This is a genomic window from Amycolatopsis sp. NPDC104819 (assembly GCF_055583145.1).
Genome location: NZ_JBVJON010000004.1, coordinates 307,554 through 324,979 on the forward strand (window position 1 = coordinate 307,554; position 17,426 = coordinate 324,979).

A 17,426-nucleotide genomic window follows, 5' to 3' on the forward strand; every position below is an offset into this window, starting at 1 on the left:
TCATTCCTTTCCTGTGGCACCAAGGCGAATCGGGTCACGCGCGAGGTGCAGCCGGGAGGCGTGGACAACGGGCGAGCCGGGCCGGTCACCGTCGATGACGAGCTCCGCCGGGGCGGGGTGGCCGAGGAAGCCCAGCAGGCTCGCGTGCAGGCCGTAGGCCCCGGTGTTGGGGACCGCCAGCAGGTCGCCGGGCACGAGCCGGGGCAGCGGGGTGTTGCGCGCCCAGGTGTCCAGGGGGGTGCACAGCGGGCCGACGACGGTCGTCTCGACCGCGTCGCCCCGATCGGGTGCGTCGCCGACGGTGAGCAGGTGGGGGACCAGGGGCGGCAGCCGGCGCAGGCCGGACATGCCGCCGAGGTGGTTGATGCCGGACTCGAGGACCACGATTTCCCGGCCGTGGGAACGTTTTGCGTCGAGCACGGCGGTGACGAGCGTGCCCGCGGTGCCGGCCAGGTAGCGGCCCGACTCGAACGCGATCTCCGGGCTGCCGGTGCGCCAGCCGGGCACACCGTCGTCGAAGAGCTGCTCCAGCCGTTCGCGCAGCCCGGCGAACTCGACCGCGGCGCCGGCCCGCGCGAACGGCGCGCCGAACCCGCCGCCGAGGTCCAGTACCTCGATCGTCGCCCCTTCCGCCTCCAGCGCCGCGACGAGACGCGCGGTGGTGCGCAGGGTGTGGCCGAACTGGGCGACGAGGTCGTCGGTGCCGACCAGGTTCGTGCCCATGTACAGGTGCAGCCCGACCACGGCCGCGTGCGGCCGGCCCGCGAACCGGCCGGGTTCGGCGAGCACCCAGCCGGTGTCCGCGCCGAACTGGGACGGCACGCCGGTCATCGCCAGCCGCTGGCCGGGGGTCGGCTGGTCGTCGTTGACCCGCAGCAGGCAGCGCGCCCGGACCCCGAGGCCCGCGGCGATCCGGTCCAGCTGGTCCAGCGCCGCCGGCGAGTCCACGGAGAACGTGCGGACGCCCGCGCGCAGGGCCGCCGCGACGTCGGCGTCGCGCTTCCCGGGCCCGGTGTAGAGGGCCTTCGCCGCCGGCCAGCCTGCCTCGATCGACGCCGCCAGCTCACCCGGCGAGCACACCTCGGGCTCCGCGCCGGCCTCCCGCAGCTCCCGCAGCAGCGCCGGGTGCGGGTTCGCCTTGAGCGAGTAGTAGAGGCCGCAGCCCTCGGGCAGCGCGGCCCGCAGCCGGCGCGCGTTGCGCCGCACCTCGGCCAGGTCGTACACGTAGGCGGGGGTGCCCACCTGCGCGAGCGCGTCCCGCACCGACGGGGTCAGGGTGAGCCGCTGGTCCAGCACCGCCTCAGACATGCCGCGCCTCCTTGATCAGGCCGGCGAGCGCCTTGCGGTCGACCTTCCCGTTGCGGGACAAGGGGAGCTCGTCGATGACCACGCAGCGGCGGGGGATCTTGAACTCCTCGATCTGCTCCCGCATGCCGGCCAGGACCTGCTCGGCCGTCAACGACCCGGTGACCACCAGCGACGCCGGCTCGCCGTCACCCGGCGGCAGCACCGCGGCCGACGCGCAGCCGGGCACCCGGCGTGCGGCGGCCTCCACCTCGGTCGCGCTGACGCGGAAGCCGCGCTCCTTGTAGATGTCGTCCCGGCGGCCGGAGAAGTAGAGGTAACCGTCCTCGTCGACCCAGCCGTAGTCGCCGGTGCGCAGCTGCGGGAACAGCCCGTCGGCCTTGGGAAACCGCTGTTCGGTCAGGTCGGGACGCCGCCAGTAACCGGCCATCACGTTCGGCCCGCGCACGACGATCTCGCCGACCTCGCCCGGCGGTTGGCGCCGTCCGACGTCGTCGACGACGAACACCTCGGTGCCCGGCAGCGCGCGTCCGCTCGAACCCGGGCGGGCCAGGTCCTCGTCCGGAGGCATGATGGTGGCCCGCTTGCACTCGGTGAGCCCGAACATCAGCTGCACGCGCAGCGTGGGAATGGCGGCGCGCAGGGAAACCAGCGCCTCGGACGGCATCGCCGCGCCCGTGTTGGTGATCAGCCGCAACGCCGGGGCCGGACCGCCGCGGGCCAGCAGCCGGGCGAGCGCCTCCGCGACCGCCGGCACCGCCGCCAGCACCGTGGCGCCGGCGCGCACGAGGTTGCGGGCCAACGCCGGCCCGACTTCCGCCGGCTGTCCGAGCCAGACGTGCGCCCCGCTCGCCGCCCCGAGGAACAGCTGGTAGAGCCCGTAGTCGAAGGACAGCGGCAGCGGCGAGTACACGACGTCGTCGTCCTGATAGGACAGTTGCGAGTGGATGGCGAGCACCGCGAAGACGGCCTGCTGGTGCGTGGAGACGACGGCCTTGGGCAGCGACGTCGTGCCCGAGGTGTAGATCAGGCACACCGGGTCGACCGGCAGCGGCTCCTGGCCGGCCGGCGGCGTCCAGGGCCGCGGTTCGCCGGTGAACGCGGCTTCGGCCAGCTCCTCGGTGCCGATCGCGTCGATGCCTTTGGCGCGAGCGTCGTCGACGACCGACTCGTCGGCCCCGACGACCAGGACCGGCTCGCAGTCGTCGAGCACGTGGGCCAGGGGACGGCCGCGGACCTGCTCGTGCAGGAGGGTGAATGCCACCCCGACGCGCGCCGCCGCGTACAGCAGCGCGGGAGTGAGCGGGGTCGAGCCGGCGACGACGACCATCCGGTCGCCGCGCCGCAGGCCCCGGTCCGCCAGCCGGTGGGCGAGCCGGTGGCTCGCGGCCGCCAGCTCGGCGTGGGTCAGGGTGGTCCCGCCGCTGGTCACGGCCGGCCGGCCGGGCCATCGGGCGGCGGCGTCGTCCAGCAGCTGCGCCAGCAGGGTCGGCTGGGAGTTCACGCGGCTCCTTCCGTGGCGCCGGCCAGCCGGCACAGCCCGTCGAGGTGGTGCAGGTTCTCCGGCAGCAGGTCGTCCGGGTCGAACTCGACGTCGAGCCGGTCTTCCAGGCGCGCCACGACCTCGACCAGCCGCACGGAGTCGAACCCCGGCAGCAGGGTGAGCTCGGGCTCGGCCAGCACGCGCTCGGTGCTCGTGCCCAGCACGTCGGCCACGATCGCGGCCACGCTGTCGCGGAGGTCGTCCGGCGAGGCCGCGCCGAACACGTCCCGGTCGGCGGCCAGCGCCTGGCCGAGCCGGTCGAGCAGCCCGGTCGGCTCCCGGCGGCCCCGCTCCACGCGGCGGGCGGCCAGGTAGGTCTGCTCGGTCAGCAGGTCCCAGGCGCGCAGGTGGTCCTCGGCCGCGCCGGCGCCCGAAAACGCGGCGTGCAGCTTGCGGGACCGGGTCAGCAGCCAGGTTTCGAGCGTCAGCCGGTGCAGCGCCGCGGCCCGGTCTTCGTGCCGGGCGTAAGAGTCCAGGTAGGACGCCGGATCGGCGATGTCGACGACCGGGGTGACATCCGGCGCGCTCGTGGCGGGCGCCAGCGCGACGACGTGGTCCGCGGTGGGGAGCTTCGCCCAGTCGGTCGACCAGTGGCCGGGCACGGCGTTGCCCCACGGCGTCTGGTTCCGGTAGGCGTCGGTGATCTCGGCGCCGGCGGGGCTGTTCTCCACCAGGAAGCTGTGTTCCATGTGCTGCTGGCCGTAGTACGGCGTCCAGGAGAGGTCGTAGGCGTCGGCCACGACGTAGAGCTCGCCGTACTGGAGCGCCAGGTCCGCGAGCTCCGCCGCCGGGACGTCCCGCCAGTGCTCGGTCACCCGCAGGCCCAGGAACTCTTCCGCGTCGGCGAGGTGGGCGGCCAGGCTCGGCTCGACGGTCGGCAGCCCGTCCGGGCCGGCCGCGGGCCGGAACCGCAACGCGGCGCCCAGGGCCAGGTGGGTGTCGGGACCGTGGTGGCGGTCGGCGACCACCGCGAGGTTGGCCTGGAGGCAGTCCAGCAGCTCCGCGCGGACCGTGAGCTCCGTCATCGGACCCGCCTCCCCGCTTCGCCGGCGGAGCAGGCGGACGACGGTGGGCTTTCCTGCTGCACGAGCGTCATGTCCACTCCCAAGTCTCAGCGCTTCAGGTCGCGGGCACCGACCGGAACCCGGCCACCGGCGTTGGGGAAGCGGTGGATCTCGCCGTCCGCCGGCGGATCCCCGAGCTCCGGACCTCACGATCGAGCCTGTTCGGCTCCCTCTGATTCTTCTGAACCCCCGCCGTGGGGGTCTACTCCTGGAGTGTCTTCGGCCTCACCGGCCGGTGAGGCCCGCCGCGATCGCGGCTTGCAGCTGCGCGACGTCACCCGTCGAGGAGAAGGAGTTCACCGCGAGGACGACCGGCATCACCCGGTCCGGGGAGGTCGCCGAGCCGTGCATGCACGACGGGACGAGCCGCAGCCGGTGGAGGTCCGCGATCGCCGCCCGCTGGTAGGGCGGGTAGTCGGCGGGGTCGGCGTCCCGGCGGATGGGGACGGATCCCTTGCGGGTGTTGAAAGCCCGCTGCCCTTCGAGGCCGGCGACGGTCTGGAGCCAACGGATCGCGCCCGCCGCGTTGGGGGCGTTCTTGGGCAGGACGAACCCGTCACCGAGCCACTGGAACGTCCCCTCGGCGCCCGGGAACGGCTGGTACGTGTAGTTCGTGAGGCCGTTGTCCTCCAGTTCGGCGGCCACCCAGTCGCCCATGAAGAAGTAGCCGGCTTTCCCGTCGCTCAGCAGCTTCGCCGCTTCGGTCCAATGCAGACTGTCGCGGTCCGGGTTGGAGTACGACAGCAGCTTCTTGTAGTCCTCGAGCACCCGGGTGATGTCCGCGTGCGCCCAGTCGGCGTCCGCCGTCCAGAGGGATTCGAAGCGGTCGGCGCCGAGCTCGCCGAGCAGGAGCCCTTCGAGGAGGTCGAGCTGAGTCCAATGTGGACCGAGTGCGAGCGGGTGGTCGAGGCCCGCGGCGCGCAGCTCGTCCAGGTGGTGGAAGAGCTCCGCGAGGGACGTCGGCCGGGCGGTGAGCCCGGCCCCGGCCAGCGTGTCCCCGTTGCCCCACAACAACAGGCGGTGGATGCCCGTCGGCAGGCAGTAGACGCTCCCGTCGACCGAGAGGCCCTCGAGCAGCCCCGGCGGCAGGAGATCGGTCAGGCCCCACCGCGCGAACTGGTCGTCCAGGTCGGCGAGCGCCCCGGCGGCGACGTGGTCGGTCACCTCGCCGCCGGGGTGGACCTGGAAGCTGTCCGGCGGGTCGCCGGCCCGCAACCGGGAGGTGAGCGCCGCCACCGGGTCCGCCACCCCGTCCCCGGAGAGGACGGGGTTGACGAACTCCAGGTCGGGCGACCGGCGGGCGAACACCTCCACAAGAGAGTCGACCGCGGCCTTCTCGACGACCCGCTCGGGATCATCGTCGGTCGCCCAGGCGTAGACCTCGACCTCACGGTCGTCCCGGTGTGCGGGCTCGGTGCTCATGCCGCGCTGCGCTCCTCACCCGCGTCCGGCGACTTCGGGCCGGGCGTCTCGACCGCCTTGAGCGGCGCGGTCTTCTTGCGGCCGAACTTGCGCATCATCGGCGACTCGACGAAGCGGAACAGGATGAAGCCGCCGAGGATGCTCAGCGCGGCCATGCCGAGCAGGACCAGGATCGCGACGGGGGTGGAGAACTGGCCGCCGGTGACGCCCCGGAACCAGAAGACCGTCACGATCTGGACCATGTAGAACCCGAAGGAGATCTGGCCGAGGAAGACCCAGCGCTTGCCGTTCACCCGGGTGCGCGCGCCCCGCAGGTCCGCGCTGGCGAAGGCGGCGATCACGATCCCGATCGGCGCGAGGGTGATCAGGTTGATCGCCAGCTGCACCGGCGCGTACAGCGCGACGAACCAGGCGACGACCATGATCACGGTCGCGACCAGCGGGCCGACCTGCTTCGGCCACTTGCCCGCGGCGACGATGCGCGCCAGGAACATGCCGGTCAGGAACTCGAAGATGCGCCCGACGGGAAAGAGGTAGGCGAGCCAGTACTGCGTCGGCGACATCGGGTCCGGCGAGCCGGCGGCCGGGCCCTCGATGACGGTGTTGACCAGGAGCTGGTAGATCCCGAGGCCGGCGAGCATCGCGACCGCGCCGATCCACAGGCCGCGCGCCTTCAGCCGGAAGAGCGGCCGGACGAGCAGCGGGAAGGTCAGGTAGAAGAGCAGCTCCGCGCAGAGCGACCAGGCGGGGACGTTCATGGCTTGGCTGATCTCGTAGGTGGGGAACCACGACTGGATCAGGAACAGGTTGGGCAGCCACACGCGCCAGCTGACCACGCCACCGGCGAACAGGACCATGACGACGATCCACATGACCACGTGGTTCGGGAAGACCTTCACCAGCCGGCGGCGGATGAACGACCTCGCGGTGGTGGTCGGCCGCGCGGACCAGGTGATGACGAAGCCGCTCAGCACGAAGAAGAAGGACAACCCGATGTAGCCGCTGAAGGCGAAGGTCGTCGCGTACCACGTCGCTGCGCCGGTGTCGGCGAACGGGCTGACCGACGCGAACGTCGGGCCGAGCGGGCTCATCATCAGCCCGGTGTGGAAGAGGAACGTCATGATCGCGGCGATGAACCGCAGCCCTGTCAACGAGTTCAGCGCCTTGGCCGGCGTCGCCGTGCCCCCGGAGCCTGGGCCGACGGGCACTAGCCTCGCCGCGCCGCCATTGCTGTCACTCACGACCTACTCCTTCACGCTGGCCGGTCGGTTCTTTGGCGGAACCGTACGATTCCGGACGCGGCGAAGACGTCTCCACGTTTGCTCTGGAGACCATCGAGCGCCGGGCGCGAAGGAAGGTTTCAACCCAAGGTGACCACCTTGGGGGGTCCGGGGGCTTGCCCCCGGCGGGGGTCTGGGGGCTCGGCCCCCAGAAAACACAAAACCCGAGACCTGGTTCGCGCAATCCGCGAACAGACCTCGGGCATCTCGGGTGCCCTCGGCAGGATTCGAACCTGCGACACCTGCCTCCGGAGGGCAGTGCTCTATCCCCTGAGCTACGAGGGCCCATCGCTGGGCGACTCGGAAAGCTTAGCGCATCCCCCACGGCTCGCGCGGGCAGGTGGGGCGATGGGTGATCCCGCTGGTCGGCGCAAGAAAGTTGATCCACTCACCCGCACGTCGCTAGCGTGGGAGCCTCACCCGAAGGAGGCGAGATGGCCGAACCCTTCCAGGTACCTCTCGACGAGGTCGACATCGCCGATCTGCGGGAGCGGTTGCGGCGGACGCGGTGGCCGGAGGCGGAGACCGTCGGCGACTGGTCGCAGGGGGTTCCGCTGGCCTATGTGCGTGAGCTCTGCCGGGACTGGGGCGAGGAGTACGACTTCGGGTTCGCCGGGCGGCTCAACGCCTTTCCGCAGTTCCGGGCGAGCGTCGACGGGGTCGGGGTGCACTTCCTGCACGTCCGGTCGCCGCACGCGGACGCGCTGCCGCTCGTGCTCACCCATGGGTGGCCCGGCTCGGTGCTGGAGTTCCTCGACGTCATCGGGCCGCTCACCGAGCCCGAAGATCCCGCCGACGCCTTCCACGTCGTCATTCCCTCCCTGCCCGGGTACGGCTGGAGCGACAAGCCCGCGCTGAAGATCGCGCGGGTCGCCGAGCTGTGGGACGCGCTGATGGTGTCGCTCGGCTACGACCGCTACGGCGCCCAGGGCGGCGACTGGGGCGCCGCCGTGACGAACGCGCTCGGGCGCTCGCCGCGGGTGGCCGGGGTGCACGTCAACTTCGCGCCCGTGCGGCTCGAGCAGGACGATCCGACGCCGCAGGAGCGCAAGGCGCTCGCCGACCTGCAGGAGTTCCGGCGGACCGGGGCGGGCTACTCCGCCGAGCAGGGCACGCGGCCGCAGACGCTCGGGTACGGCCTGACCGACTCGCCGGCCGGGCAGGCCGCCTGGATCGCCGAGAAGTTCTGGGCGTGGACCGACAACAAGGGCCACCCCGAGGACGCCGTCGACCGGCAGAAGATCCTGGACGCGATCTCGGTCTACTGGTTCACCGCCACGGCGACCTCGTCGGCGCGGATGTACTGGGAGAACAACGACCGCGACCTGTCCACTGTGGACGTGCCGGCCGGGGTTTCGGTGTTCCCCAAGGAGATCGTGCGGCCGTCGCGGCGCCAGGCCGAGCAGCGGTACACCGACCTGCGCTGGTTCGAGGAGCTGCCCGTCGGCGGGCACTTCGCCGCCCTCGAGCAGCCGCGGCTGTTCGTCGAGCAGGTCCGCGGCTTCTTCCGGCTGGTGCGCTAGCCGCGGGCGACGTCGAAGCGTGACCGGTCCACCAGGCGGGAAACCCCTCCTGGTGGATTGGTGACGAACAAGCCGCGGAGTAGCTTTCGGATGGGTGAACTTAGCCTCACCTCTGTTGCACATATGCGCATTCGACTATATTTTTGGCCTCGGAACGACACGCGGAGCGGAGGCGAGATGGGACACGGCCACGGGCACGGCCACACGAGCGCGCCGGCGAGCGCGTCCGGGCGCTACGTGCGCAGCCTGACCATCGCGCTGGGCATCGGCGCCGGCTTCATGGTGCTGGAGTTCGTCGTCGGCTTCACGACCGGCTCGCTGGCCCTGATCTCCGACGCCGCGCACATGTTCACCGACGTCCTCGGGGTCGGCATGGCCCTGGCCGCGATCGTCCTGGCGCGGCGCAGCGGCCCCACGGTCAGCCGCACGTTCGGGCTCTACCGGGCCGAGGTGCTGGCCGCGCTCGGCAACGCGATCCTGCTGTTCGGCGTCGCGGGGTACGTCCTGGTCGAGGCCATCGGCCGGATCAGCGACCCGCCGGCGGTGCCCGGCCTGCCGGTGCTGCTGGCCGCGTCGGCCGGTCTGCTGGCCAACGTCGTGTCGTTCGCCGTGCTGCGCTCGGGGGCGAAGGAGAGCCTCAACGTCCGCGGCGCGTATCTGGAGGTGCTGGCCGACCTGATCGGCTCGGTCGGCGTCCTGGTCAGCGGCGCGCTGACGCTGCTGACCGGCTGGCGCTACGCGGACCCGATCATCGGCGTGGCGATCGGCCTGTTCGTGCTGCCCCGCACGTGGGCCCTGGCCCGCCGCGCGCTGCGCATCCTCTTCCAGCACGCACCCCACGGCGTCGACGTGGGCGCGATCAACGCCGAGCTGGCCGCGCTGCCGGGGGTCGCGGACGTGCACGACCTGCACGTCTGGACGCTGACGTCCGGCATGGAGGTGGCTTCGGCGCACCTGACGCTGGCTCCGCCGGCGAAGCAGTCGGACGTGCTGACGGAGGCGCAGAACCTGCTGGCCTCGCGGTACGCGATCGAGCACGCGACCCTGCAGGTGGAGGCGCCGCAATGTGCGCGGCGCTGCCAGGAGCTTTCCTGGTAGTCAGGGGAGCGGCTGGGCGCCCCGGCTGGAGAGCATCAGCTTCATCTGGTCCATCTCCGCACCCTGCGACGTCAGGATGCTCCGCACCAGGGCCTGCAACGCCGTCAGGTTCGAATGCCCCGCCGCGTACTGGGCCATCGCCGTTCCGCCCTGGTGGTGGCGCAGCATCAGCTGGAGGAAGTACACGTCCAGCTCCTTGCCCGACAGCGAGCGCAGCTTGGCCAGCTCCGCCTCGGTCGCCATGCCCGGCATCAGGGCGCCCGCCGCCGGGTTGACCGACGATGTGCCCATCGACATGCCCGGCATGCCGGACATCGGTTCCGTCATCCACTTCATCGGCGTGCCGATCGCCTGCTCCGGCTGGTCCCACAGCATGAGCCAGCCCTTCATGCGGCCGACCTGCTCCAGCTGCGTGCGCTCGATGTCGAACGCCAGCTGGCGGATCTCCGGGTCGGTCGAGTGGTCGCGCGCCCAGCCGGCCATCGTGACGGCCTGCAGGTGGTGCGTCGACATGTCCTGGGCGAACCCCACCTCGACCGACCCGGCTGCCGGAGTCGCGGCAGCCGAGCCGTTGTCGAGGGTGCGGGTCAGGAACATCCCCGCGGTCGCGCCGATCAGCAGGACCGCCAGCAGCGCGCCGCCGATGATCACCCAGCGCGACCACGTGGGCGGCCCGGGGGCCTCCGAAGTCACTTGGTGGCCGGGGCCGACGGCTGCTGGCTCATCCCGCCGGTCTGCTGGTCGGTCTGCGCGTTCGGCGTGCCCTTGTAGTCCATCGGCTTCGCGTCCGGGCCCGGCTTCGACGGGTCGAACGGCGGCGGGTTGTCCGGGTCGAACTGGCCCGGGCCGAGCGCGTCGCACGAGGCGCCGACCTCGGGGTAGACGCCGTTCGGGTTGCTCCGCAGCGCCGCGATGAACTCGTCGATGCGCGGGTCGTCGGCCTTGTCGACCTTCAGCTGGTGACCCCACGACTGCAGCGAGACCGCCTTGTCGAGGCCCGGGTACGGCGACATCATCGTGTACGGCTTGCCCTCGACGCGGACCTTGAGCAGGTTCAGCGCGTCACCCGTGATCTGCTGCGGGTTGTAGGCGATCCACACGGCGCCGTGCTCGAGGCCGTGCACCATGTTCTCGGTGCGGACGGCGTTCGGATACACCGTGCCGGTGCAGGTGGCCCAGTACCCGTCGTGCGGGCCGCCGAACGGCGGGGTCTTGTCGTAGGCGACGCGCTCGGTCGGGAGCACGTGCACACTGCCGGTGTAGGTGGCCGTCACCACGCCGGGGATGCGCTTGGAGGGGTCCGGGTCGGACGCGGTCGGCGCGAAGGAGGCGGCGGCCGCTTCGCGGTCGGACTGCTCACGCTTCGGCGCGGACGCGACCATGTAGTAGGTGATCACGGCGCCGGCCAGGGCGACGATGGCGATGACCGCGACGATCGTGCCCCACGGCGTGCCCTTCTTGCTCACGACGGAACCGCGGGCAGCCTTCACAGCCGACCCCTTTTTCCGAGTTGTCCGGTTCGCCATGGCTCCCGCGTTCTCCCTCTGGTGGCTGCGGACGGATTCCCGCCCGAGCCAGTGTAGAGACCGCGCGTCTGATCACCGTTAACGCCTCACACGGACGCCCGCCGTGACGTGGCCGAGACCGCTGAAAGCGCCCGACCTGGGCACACCTAGAATTCGCGGAGTGACTCCCGCCGCTCTCGCCGACCTGGTCCGCAGCTCCGCCGTGCAGGTGCTCGCCGCACGCGGCATCACCGACGCCGTGCTGCCGGAGCAGGTGACCATCGAACGCCCGCGCAACCCCGACCACGGCGACTACGCGACGAACCTGGCCCTCCAGGTGGCCAAGAAGGCCGGGCTCAAGCCGCGCGACTTCGCCGACGCGCTGGCCGAGGCGGTCTCGGCGGACGAAGGCGTTGCCTCGGCCGAGGTGGCGGGCCCCGGCTTCCTCAACTTCCGGCTCGCCGCGGCCGCCCAAGGCGACATCGTGCGCCAGGTGCTCGACGCCGGCGCCGCGTTCGGCCGCGGGGACGCGCTGGCCGGCACGAAGATCAACCTCGAGTTCGTCTCGGCGAACCCGACCGGCCCGATCCACCTGGGCGGCACCCGCTGGGCCGCGGTCGGCGACGCGCTGGGCCGGGTCCTGGGCGCGCAGGGCGGCGAGGTCACCCGCGAGTACTACTTCAACGACGCCGGCGCGCAGATCGACCGGTTCGTCCGCTCGCTGATCGCCGCCGCGAAGGGTGAGCCCGCGCCGGAGGACGGCTACGCGGGCGGCTACATCAACGACATCGCCGCCGAGGTCATCAAGGCCGAGCCGAGCGCGCTCTCGCTGCCGGAGGAGCAGCGGCACGAGACGTTCCGCCGGATCGGCATCGAGCTGATGTTCACCGAGATCAAGCAGAGCCTGCACGAGTTCGGCACCGACTTCGACGTCTTCTTCCACGAGAACTCGCTGCACGAGTCGGGCGCGGTCGACGCCGCCGTGCAGGAGCTGAAGGACTCCGGCAACCTCTACTTCGAGGACGGCGCCTGGTGGCTGAAGTCGAAGGAGTACGGGGACGACAAGGACCGCGTCGTCATCAAGCAGGACGGCAACCCGGCCTACATCGCCGGTGACCTGGCCTACTTCAAGGACAAGCGCAACCGCGGCTTCGACCTCTGCATCTACATGCTCGGCGCGGACCACCACGGCTACATCGCCCGCCTCAAGGCCGCGGCCGCCGCGTTCGGCGACGACCCGGCGACGGTCGAGGTGCTGATCGGCCAGATGGTCAACCTGGTCAGCGACGGCAAGCCGGTCCGGATGTCCAAGCGCGCCGGCACCGTGATCACCATGGAGGACCTCGTCGAGGCGGTCGGCGTCGACCCGGCCCGCTACGAGCTGATCCGCTACTCCGTGGACTCCAGTTTGGACGTCGACCTGGACCTGCTGCGCAAGCACTCCAACGACAACCCCGTCTACTACGTCCAGTACGCGCACGCGCGGCTGGCGTCCCTGCAGCGCAACGCGGCCGACCTCGGCCTCACGAAGCAGTCCGGTTCCGACGTCGATTTCGGACTGCTCACGCTGCCCGCCGAGGGCGACCTGATCCGCACCATCGGCGAGTTCCCGGAAACCGTGCGCCGTGCCGCCGAAATGCGGGAGCCGCACCGGATCGCGCGCTACCTCGAAGAACTCGCGGGCGCCTACCACAAGTTCTACACCGTGGGACGAGTCCTCCCGATGGGTGACGAAGAAGCCACCCCGCTGACCTTCGCGCGGCTCGCGCTGTGCGAAGCGGCGCGCCAGGTGCTGGCGAACGGTCTCGCCCTGCTCGGTGTCTCTGCTCCGGAACGGATGTAACCCATGGCGCACCCCGCGGGCCCCCGGCACGCCGACGTCTACCCCCACGCCGACACCTCGGGGCTGCAGCCCTCGGGGGTCGAAGAGCTCGACAAGCTGCCCGCGAAAGTGTGGCCGCGCAACACCTTCCGCGGCGGTGACGGCGTCGTGCGGATCGCCGGCGTCGACGTCCGCGAGCTGGCCGAGCAGCACGGCACGCCGCTGTTCGTGGTCGACGAGGCCGACTTCAAGTCCCGCTGCGCGGACTACGCCGAGGCGTTCGACGACCCGTCGCTCGTGCACTACGCGTCCAAGGCGTTCCTCTCCATCGAGATCGCCCGCTGGGTGGCCGAGCAGGGGCTGAGCCTGGACGTCTGCAGCGGCGGCGAGCTCGCCGTGGCACAGCGCGCGAACTTCCCGGCCGACCGGATCACCTTCCACGGCAACAACAAGTCGCCCGCGGAGCTCGAGGCCGCGATCGTCGCGGGGGTCGGCACGGTCGTGCTCGACTCCTACTTCGAGATCGCCCGGCTGGCCGACATCGCCGCGCGGCACGACATCACCCAGGCGGTCCTCATCCGGGTGACCGTCGGCGTCGAGGCGCACACCCACGAGTTCATCGCGACCGCGCACGAGGACCAGAAGTTCGGGTTCTCGCTGGCCTCCGGCGACGCCGCCGAGGCGGTGCGCCGGGTGCTGAACTCGCCGTCGCTCAAGCTGGTCGGCCTGCACAGCCACATCGGCTCGCAGATCTTCGACGCCGACGGCTTCGAGGTCGCCGCCCGCCGCGTGGTCGGGTTGCTCGCCGACCTGGCCAAGGAGCACGGTCCCGAGCTGCTCGACCAGCTGAGCCTGGTCGACCTCGGCGGCGGCTTCGGCATCGCCTACACCGACAAGGACAACCCGCCGCCGCCCGCGCAGATGATCACGCAGATCCGCGAGATCGTCCGCAAGGAGTGCGCGTACGCGGGCCTGCCGGTGCCGCGCATCGCCGGTGAGCCCGGCCGCGCGATCGCCGGTCCCGGCACCATCACGCTCTACGAGGTCGGCACCATCAAGGACGTCTCGCTCGGGGACGACCGGTCGCGCCGGTACGTCAGCGTCGACGGCGGGATGAGCGACAACATCCGGACCGCGCTCTACGACGCGGTGTACGACGTCCGGCTCGTTTCCCGGTCCGCGGGCGACAACGAGCAGCCGGCGCAGGCCGTGCTGTCCCGGGTCGTGGGAAAACACTGTGAGTCCGGCGACATCGTCGTACGAGACTGCTGGCTGCCCGACACGCTGGCTCCCGGCGACCTGCTGGCCGTCGCGGCGACCGGCGCCTACTGCTACTCGATGGCGAGCACGTACAACCGGCAGCCGCGCCCGGCCGTGGCCGCCGTGCGCAACGGCAGCGCCCGGCTGCTGCTGCGGCGGGAGACGACCGACGACATGCTGCGCCTGGAGGTCTGAGCACCAGTGTCTGCCCCAGAGGAACGACCGTCCATCAGGGTCGCCCTGCTCGGCTGTGGGACCGTCGGCGGCCAGGTCGCCCGGCTGCTCACCGAGCAGGCCGGGGAGCTGGCCGCGCGGGCGGGCGCGCCGGTCGAGCTGGCCGGCATCGCCGTCCGCCGCCCGGACAAGCACCCCGAGCTGCCGCCGGAGCTGCTGACCGCGGACGCCGAGAAGCTCGTGACCAGCGACGACGTCGACGTTGTGGTCGAGCTGGTCGGCGGCATCGAGCCGGTGCGCGGCTGGCTGCTGGCCGCGCTCAAGGCCGGGAAGTCGGTGGTCACGGCGAACAAGGCGCTGCTGGCCGAGCACTCCGCCGATCTGTTCGAAGCCGCCGACGCCGCGGGCGCCGACCTCTACTTCGAGGCCGCCGTGGCCGGGGCCATCCCGCTGCTGCGCCCGCTGCGCGAGTCGCTGGCGGGTGACCGCATCACCCGCGTGATGGGCATCGTCAACGGCACCACCAACTACATCCTCTCGGCGATGGACTCCACCGGCGCGGGCTACGCCGAGACGCTCGACGAGGCCAGCCGGCTCGGGTACGCCGAGGCCGACCCGACCGCCGACGTCGACGGGTACGACGCCGCGTCGAAGGCCGCGATCCTCGCCTCGCTCGCGTTCCACACCCGGGTCACGGCCTCGGACGTGCACCGCGAGGGCATCGCCGACGTCACGGCCGCCGACCTCGGCGCGGCCCGGATGCTCGGCCGCACGGTGAAGCTGCTGGCGATCTGCGAGCGGGTCGCCGACGACGACGGGGTCGAGTCGGTGTCCGCCCGCGTGCACCCGGTGATGATCCCGCGCAGCCACCAGCTGGCCGGGGTCGGCGGCGCGTTCAACGCCGTCTACGTCGAGGCCGACGCGGCCGGCGAGCTGATGTTCTACGGCCAGGGCGCGGGTGGCGCGCCGACCGCGAGCGCGGTGCTCGGCGACCTCGTCGCGGTGGCCCGCAACCGGGTCGCCGGCGGCCGCGGCCCGCGCGAGTCCGCGCACGCGGCGCTGCCGGTGCGCCCGATGGGCCAGACGCCGACCCGGTACCACGTAAGCCTTTCCGTGGCCGACCGCGCCGGTGTGCTCGCGCAGGTGGCGCAGGCGTTCGCCGCGAGGGGCGTCAGCATCGCGGCGGTGCGCCAGAGCGACGTCGGCGACCGCGCGAGCCTCGTCGTCGTGACGCACCAGGCGCCCGACGCCGCCCTGCAGTCCACTGTGGACGAAATCGCGCGGCTCGACGTCGTGCACGAAGTTGTTAGCGTCATGCGCGTGGAAGGCGAAGACCAGTGATCAGGCATCCCTGGCCCGGAATCATCGAGGCGTACCGGGACCGCGTCCCGGTCCCGGACGGCGCGCAGGTCGTCACGCTCGGGGAGGGCAACACACCGCTGCTGCCCGCGCGGCACCTGTCCGAGCTGACCGGCTGCGAGGTGCACCTCAAGGTCGAGGGCGCCAACCCGACGGGCTCGTTCAAGGACCGCGGGATGACCGTGGCCATCACGCACGCGCTCGCGAGCGGGCTCAAGGCGGTGATCTGCGCGTCGACCGGCAACACCTCCGCCTCGGCCGCGGCCTACGCCGCCCGCGCCGGGCTCACCTGCGCCGTGCTGGTGCCGCAGGGCAAGATCGCCATGGGCAAGCTCGCCCAGGCCGTGCTGCACGGCGCGCGGATCCTGCAGGTCGACGGCAACTTCGACGACTGCCTCGAGCTGGCCCGCAAGACCGCGGCCGACTACCCGGTCACGCTCGTCAACTCGGTCAACCCGGTCCGCATCGCCGGCCAGAAGACCGCGGCCTTCGAGATCTGCGACGTGCTCGGCGAGGCGCCGGACATCCACTGCCTCCCGGTCGGCAACGCCGGCAACATCACGGCGTACTGGGCGGGGTATTCGGAGTACGCGACCGACGATGTGGTGAAGAACACCCCGCGGATGTTCGGCTTCCAGGCGGCCGGCGCGGCGCCGCTGGTGCACGGCGAGCCGGTGCGCGACCCGGACACGATCGCCACCGCGATCCGGATCGGCAGCCCCGCGTCGTGGACCGCCGCGGTGAAGGCGAAGGACGCCTCCGACGGGCTCTTCGAGGCCGTCACCGACGAGAAGATCCTCGAGGCGTACCGGCTGCTGGCCGGGCGCGAAGGCGTGTTCGTCGAGCCGGCGTCGGCCACCAGCGTGGCGGGCCTGCTGGCCACGGCCGCCGACGGACGGCTGCCGCGCGGCTCCCGCGTGGTCTGCACGGTCACCGGCCACGGCCTGAAGGACCCGCAGACGGCGCTGGCGGGCAACGTCGAGGTCGAGCCGCTGGCCGTCGACCCCTCGGCCGTCGCGGCGGCGCTGGACCTGCGATGACCGGGTTCCGCGTCACCGTCCCGGCGTCCACCGCGAACCTCGGGCCGGGCTTCGACGCCTTCGGGATGGCGCTCGGCCTCTACGACGTCGTCGAGGTGCAGGTCGTCGACGCCGGGCTCAAGGTCGAAGTGGTCGACGCCGGCGCGGGCGGCGTCGCGGACGTCCCGACCGACGAGACCCACCTGGTGGTGCGCGCGATCCGGCGGACCTGCGCGCACCTCGGGGTCGAGCCGCCCGGCCTGCACCTGCGCTGCTTCAACGCGATCCCGCACGCGCGCGGGCTCGGCTCGTCCGCGGCGGCCGTCGTGTCCGGCGTGGCCGCGGGGTACGCGCTGGCCGGTCGTCAGCTCGACAACTTCGGCGCGTTGCAGCTGGCCGCGGGCTTCGAGGGGCACGCCGACAACGCCGCGGCCAGCCTGGTCGGCGGGCTCGTCGTCGCCTGGTGCGAGGGCGGGGAGTTCCACGCCGAGCGGCTCGCGCCGCACGCTTCGATCCGGCCGGTCGTGGCCGTGCCGTCGGTGCGCTCGGCCACCGCGACCACCCGCGGCCTGCTGCCGGCGGCGGTGCCGCACGCCGACGCCGCGCACAACGCCGGCCGCGCCGCGCTCGCCGTGCACGCGCTGACGGCGAAGCCGGAGCTGCTGCTCGCGGCCACCGACGACCGGCTGCACCAGCACTACCGCGCGCCCGCCTACCCGGCGAGCGGCGAGCTGGTGGCGACGCTTCGTGCACGCAGCGTGGCCGCCACTGTCTCCGGAGCGGGCCCGACCGTGCTCGCGCTGACGACGACGGGAATATTGCCGCCGGAGGTCGACGTTGAGGGCTTCGACGTCTTCGAGCTGCCCGTGGATCTCACGGGTGTGCAGGTTGCGGCTCAGTAAAGGCTGGGTCACGTGGCCGCGGCCGGTCCCGCCACGCGGGGGGTGGTTGTTGCACCCGGCACCGCCGCGGTCTACCCTCGGGGGCGTTCGATCACCGTGCGTTTCCGCACCCGATGCCGGTCCCGGGAAATTTCCCGGATGGCATCCTTC

14 protein-coding genes and 1 tRNA gene are annotated in these 17,426 nt (G+C 72.1%); 7 read left to right on the top strand and 8 right to left on the bottom strand.

Translation table 11 applies throughout. The features are described from left to right. From ACZ63E_RS14220 to ACZ63E_RS14245, 6 genes are all read right to left on the bottom strand, one after another. The gene (locus ACZ63E_RS14220; protein ID WP_465336350.1) at positions 1-1,308 is read right to left on the bottom strand and encodes a type III PLP-dependent enzyme domain-containing protein; all 1,308 of its coding nucleotides are present in this window, start codon (positions 1,306-1,308) and stop codon (positions 1-3) included. After that, positions 1,301-2,809 (bottom strand): class I adenylate-forming enzyme family protein, encoded by a 1,509-nt coding sequence (locus ACZ63E_RS14225; RefSeq protein ID WP_465336351.1) that lies wholly within the window; start codon positions 2,807-2,809, stop codon positions 1,301-1,303. Before ACZ63E_RS14225 ends, ACZ63E_RS14220 begins: the two co-directional genes overlap by 8 nt. Then, a complete protein-coding gene (locus tag ACZ63E_RS14230; RefSeq protein WP_465336352.1) occupies positions 2,806-3,873 on the bottom strand; it encodes an acyl carrier protein in 1,068 nt (355 codons plus the stop codon). Before ACZ63E_RS14230 ends, ACZ63E_RS14225 begins: the two co-directional genes overlap by 4 nt. Positions 3,874-4,137: 264 nt before the next feature. After that, on the bottom strand, positions 4,138-5,334 hold the full coding sequence (locus ACZ63E_RS14235; protein WP_465336353.1) for an ABC transporter substrate-binding protein: 1,197 nt from the start codon (positions 5,332-5,334) through the stop codon (positions 4,138-4,140). Then, positions 5,331-6,575 carry an acyltransferase family protein gene (locus ACZ63E_RS14240; protein WP_465312714.1) on the bottom strand — a complete coding sequence of 415 codons (1,245 nt, stop codon included), beginning with the start codon at positions 6,573-6,575 and terminating at the stop codon, positions 5,331-5,333. The genes ACZ63E_RS14235 and ACZ63E_RS14240 overlap by 4 nt, the downstream gene beginning before the upstream one ends. Before the next feature lie 251 nt (positions 6,576-6,826). After that, positions 6,827-6,899: transfer RNA gene (locus tag ACZ63E_RS14245), tRNA-Arg, on the bottom strand. Positions 6,900-7,048: 149 nt separating this feature from the next. On the opposite strand from ACZ63E_RS14245, the gene ACZ63E_RS14250 reads away from it, so the two are divergent. Both ACZ63E_RS14250 and ACZ63E_RS14255 read left to right on the top strand, forming a co-directional pair. Then, positions 7,049-8,137, top strand: coding sequence for an epoxide hydrolase family protein (locus ACZ63E_RS14250; RefSeq protein WP_465336354.1), 1,089 nt, complete (start codon positions 7,049-7,051; stop codon positions 8,135-8,137). Between the two features lie 177 nt (positions 8,138-8,314). Beyond that, a complete protein-coding gene (locus ACZ63E_RS14255) occupies positions 8,315-9,235 on the top strand; it encodes a cation diffusion facilitator family transporter (RefSeq protein WP_465336355.1) in 921 nt (306 codons plus the stop codon). Here the strand turns inward: ACZ63E_RS14255 and ACZ63E_RS14260 are convergent, their stop codons facing one another. Both ACZ63E_RS14260 and ACZ63E_RS14265 read right to left on the bottom strand, forming a co-directional pair. Beyond that, positions 9,236-9,928 (bottom strand): DUF305 domain-containing protein, encoded by a 693-nt coding sequence (locus tag ACZ63E_RS14260; protein WP_465336356.1) that lies wholly within the window; start codon positions 9,926-9,928, stop codon positions 9,236-9,238. Next, a complete protein-coding gene (locus tag ACZ63E_RS14265) occupies positions 9,925-10,725 on the bottom strand; it encodes a DUF3105 domain-containing protein (protein ID WP_465336357.1) in 801 nt (266 codons plus the stop codon). Before ACZ63E_RS14265 ends, ACZ63E_RS14260 begins: the two co-directional genes overlap by 4 nt. 196 nt (positions 10,726-10,921) lie before the next feature. On the opposite strand from ACZ63E_RS14265, the gene argS reads away from it, so the two are divergent. The 5 genes from argS to thrB are packed head-to-tail and all read left to right on the top strand — an operon-like array spanning position 10,922 to position 17,276. Continuing rightward, positions 10,922-12,583, top strand: a complete 1,662-nt coding sequence (argS, locus tag ACZ63E_RS14270) for an arginine--tRNA ligase (protein WP_465336358.1) — start codon at positions 10,922-10,924, stop codon at positions 12,581-12,583. Between the two features lie 3 nt (positions 12,584-12,586). Next, positions 12,587-14,017, top strand: coding sequence for a diaminopimelate decarboxylase (lysA, locus tag ACZ63E_RS14275; protein WP_465336359.1), 1,431 nt, complete (start codon positions 12,587-12,589; stop codon positions 14,015-14,017). A gap of 6 nt (positions 14,018-14,023) precedes the next feature. Then, positions 14,024-15,337 (top strand): homoserine dehydrogenase, encoded by a 1,314-nt coding sequence (locus ACZ63E_RS14280; RefSeq protein WP_465336360.1) that lies wholly within the window; start codon positions 14,024-14,026, stop codon positions 15,335-15,337. After that, on the top strand, positions 15,334-16,395 hold the full coding sequence (thrC, locus tag ACZ63E_RS14285) for a threonine synthase (RefSeq protein ID WP_465336361.1): 1,062 nt from the start codon (positions 15,334-15,336) through the stop codon (positions 16,393-16,395). The genes ACZ63E_RS14280 and thrC overlap by 4 nt, the downstream gene beginning before the upstream one ends. Next, positions 16,392-17,276: a homoserine kinase gene (gene thrB, locus ACZ63E_RS14290; RefSeq protein ID WP_465336362.1), complete on the top strand. Its 885-nt coding sequence runs from the start codon at positions 16,392-16,394 to the stop codon at positions 17,274-17,276. Before thrC ends, thrB begins: the two co-directional genes overlap by 4 nt. Positions 17,277-17,426 lie beyond the last annotated feature (150 nt).

Excerpts from the sequence above, each read along its gene's own strand:
- ACZ63E_RS14220 (WP_465336350.1), bottom strand. The coding sequence starts at position 1,308 with ATGTCTGAGGCGGTGCTGGACCAGCGGCTCACCCTGACCCCGTCGGTG.
- ACZ63E_RS14230 (WP_465336352.1), bottom strand. The coding sequence starts at position 3,873 with ATGACGGAGCTCACGGTCCGCGCGGAGCTGCTGGACTGCCTCCAGGCC.
- ACZ63E_RS14235 (WP_465336353.1), bottom strand. The coding sequence starts at position 5,334 with ATGAGCACCGAGCCCGCACACCGGGACGACCGTGAGGTCGAGGTCTAC.
- ACZ63E_RS14250 (WP_465336354.1), top strand. The coding sequence starts at position 7,049 with ATGGCCGAACCCTTCCAGGTACCTCTCGACGAGGTCGACATCGCCGAT.
- ACZ63E_RS14255 (WP_465336355.1), top strand. The coding sequence starts at position 8,315 with ATGGGACACGGCCACGGGCACGGCCACACGAGCGCGCCGGCGAGCGCG.
- lysA (WP_465336359.1), top strand. The coding sequence starts at position 12,587 with ATGGCGCACCCCGCGGGCCCCCGGCACGCCGACGTCTACCCCCACGCC.
- thrB (WP_465336362.1), top strand. The coding sequence starts at position 16,392 with ATGACCGGGTTCCGCGTCACCGTCCCGGCGTCCACCGCGAACCTCGGG.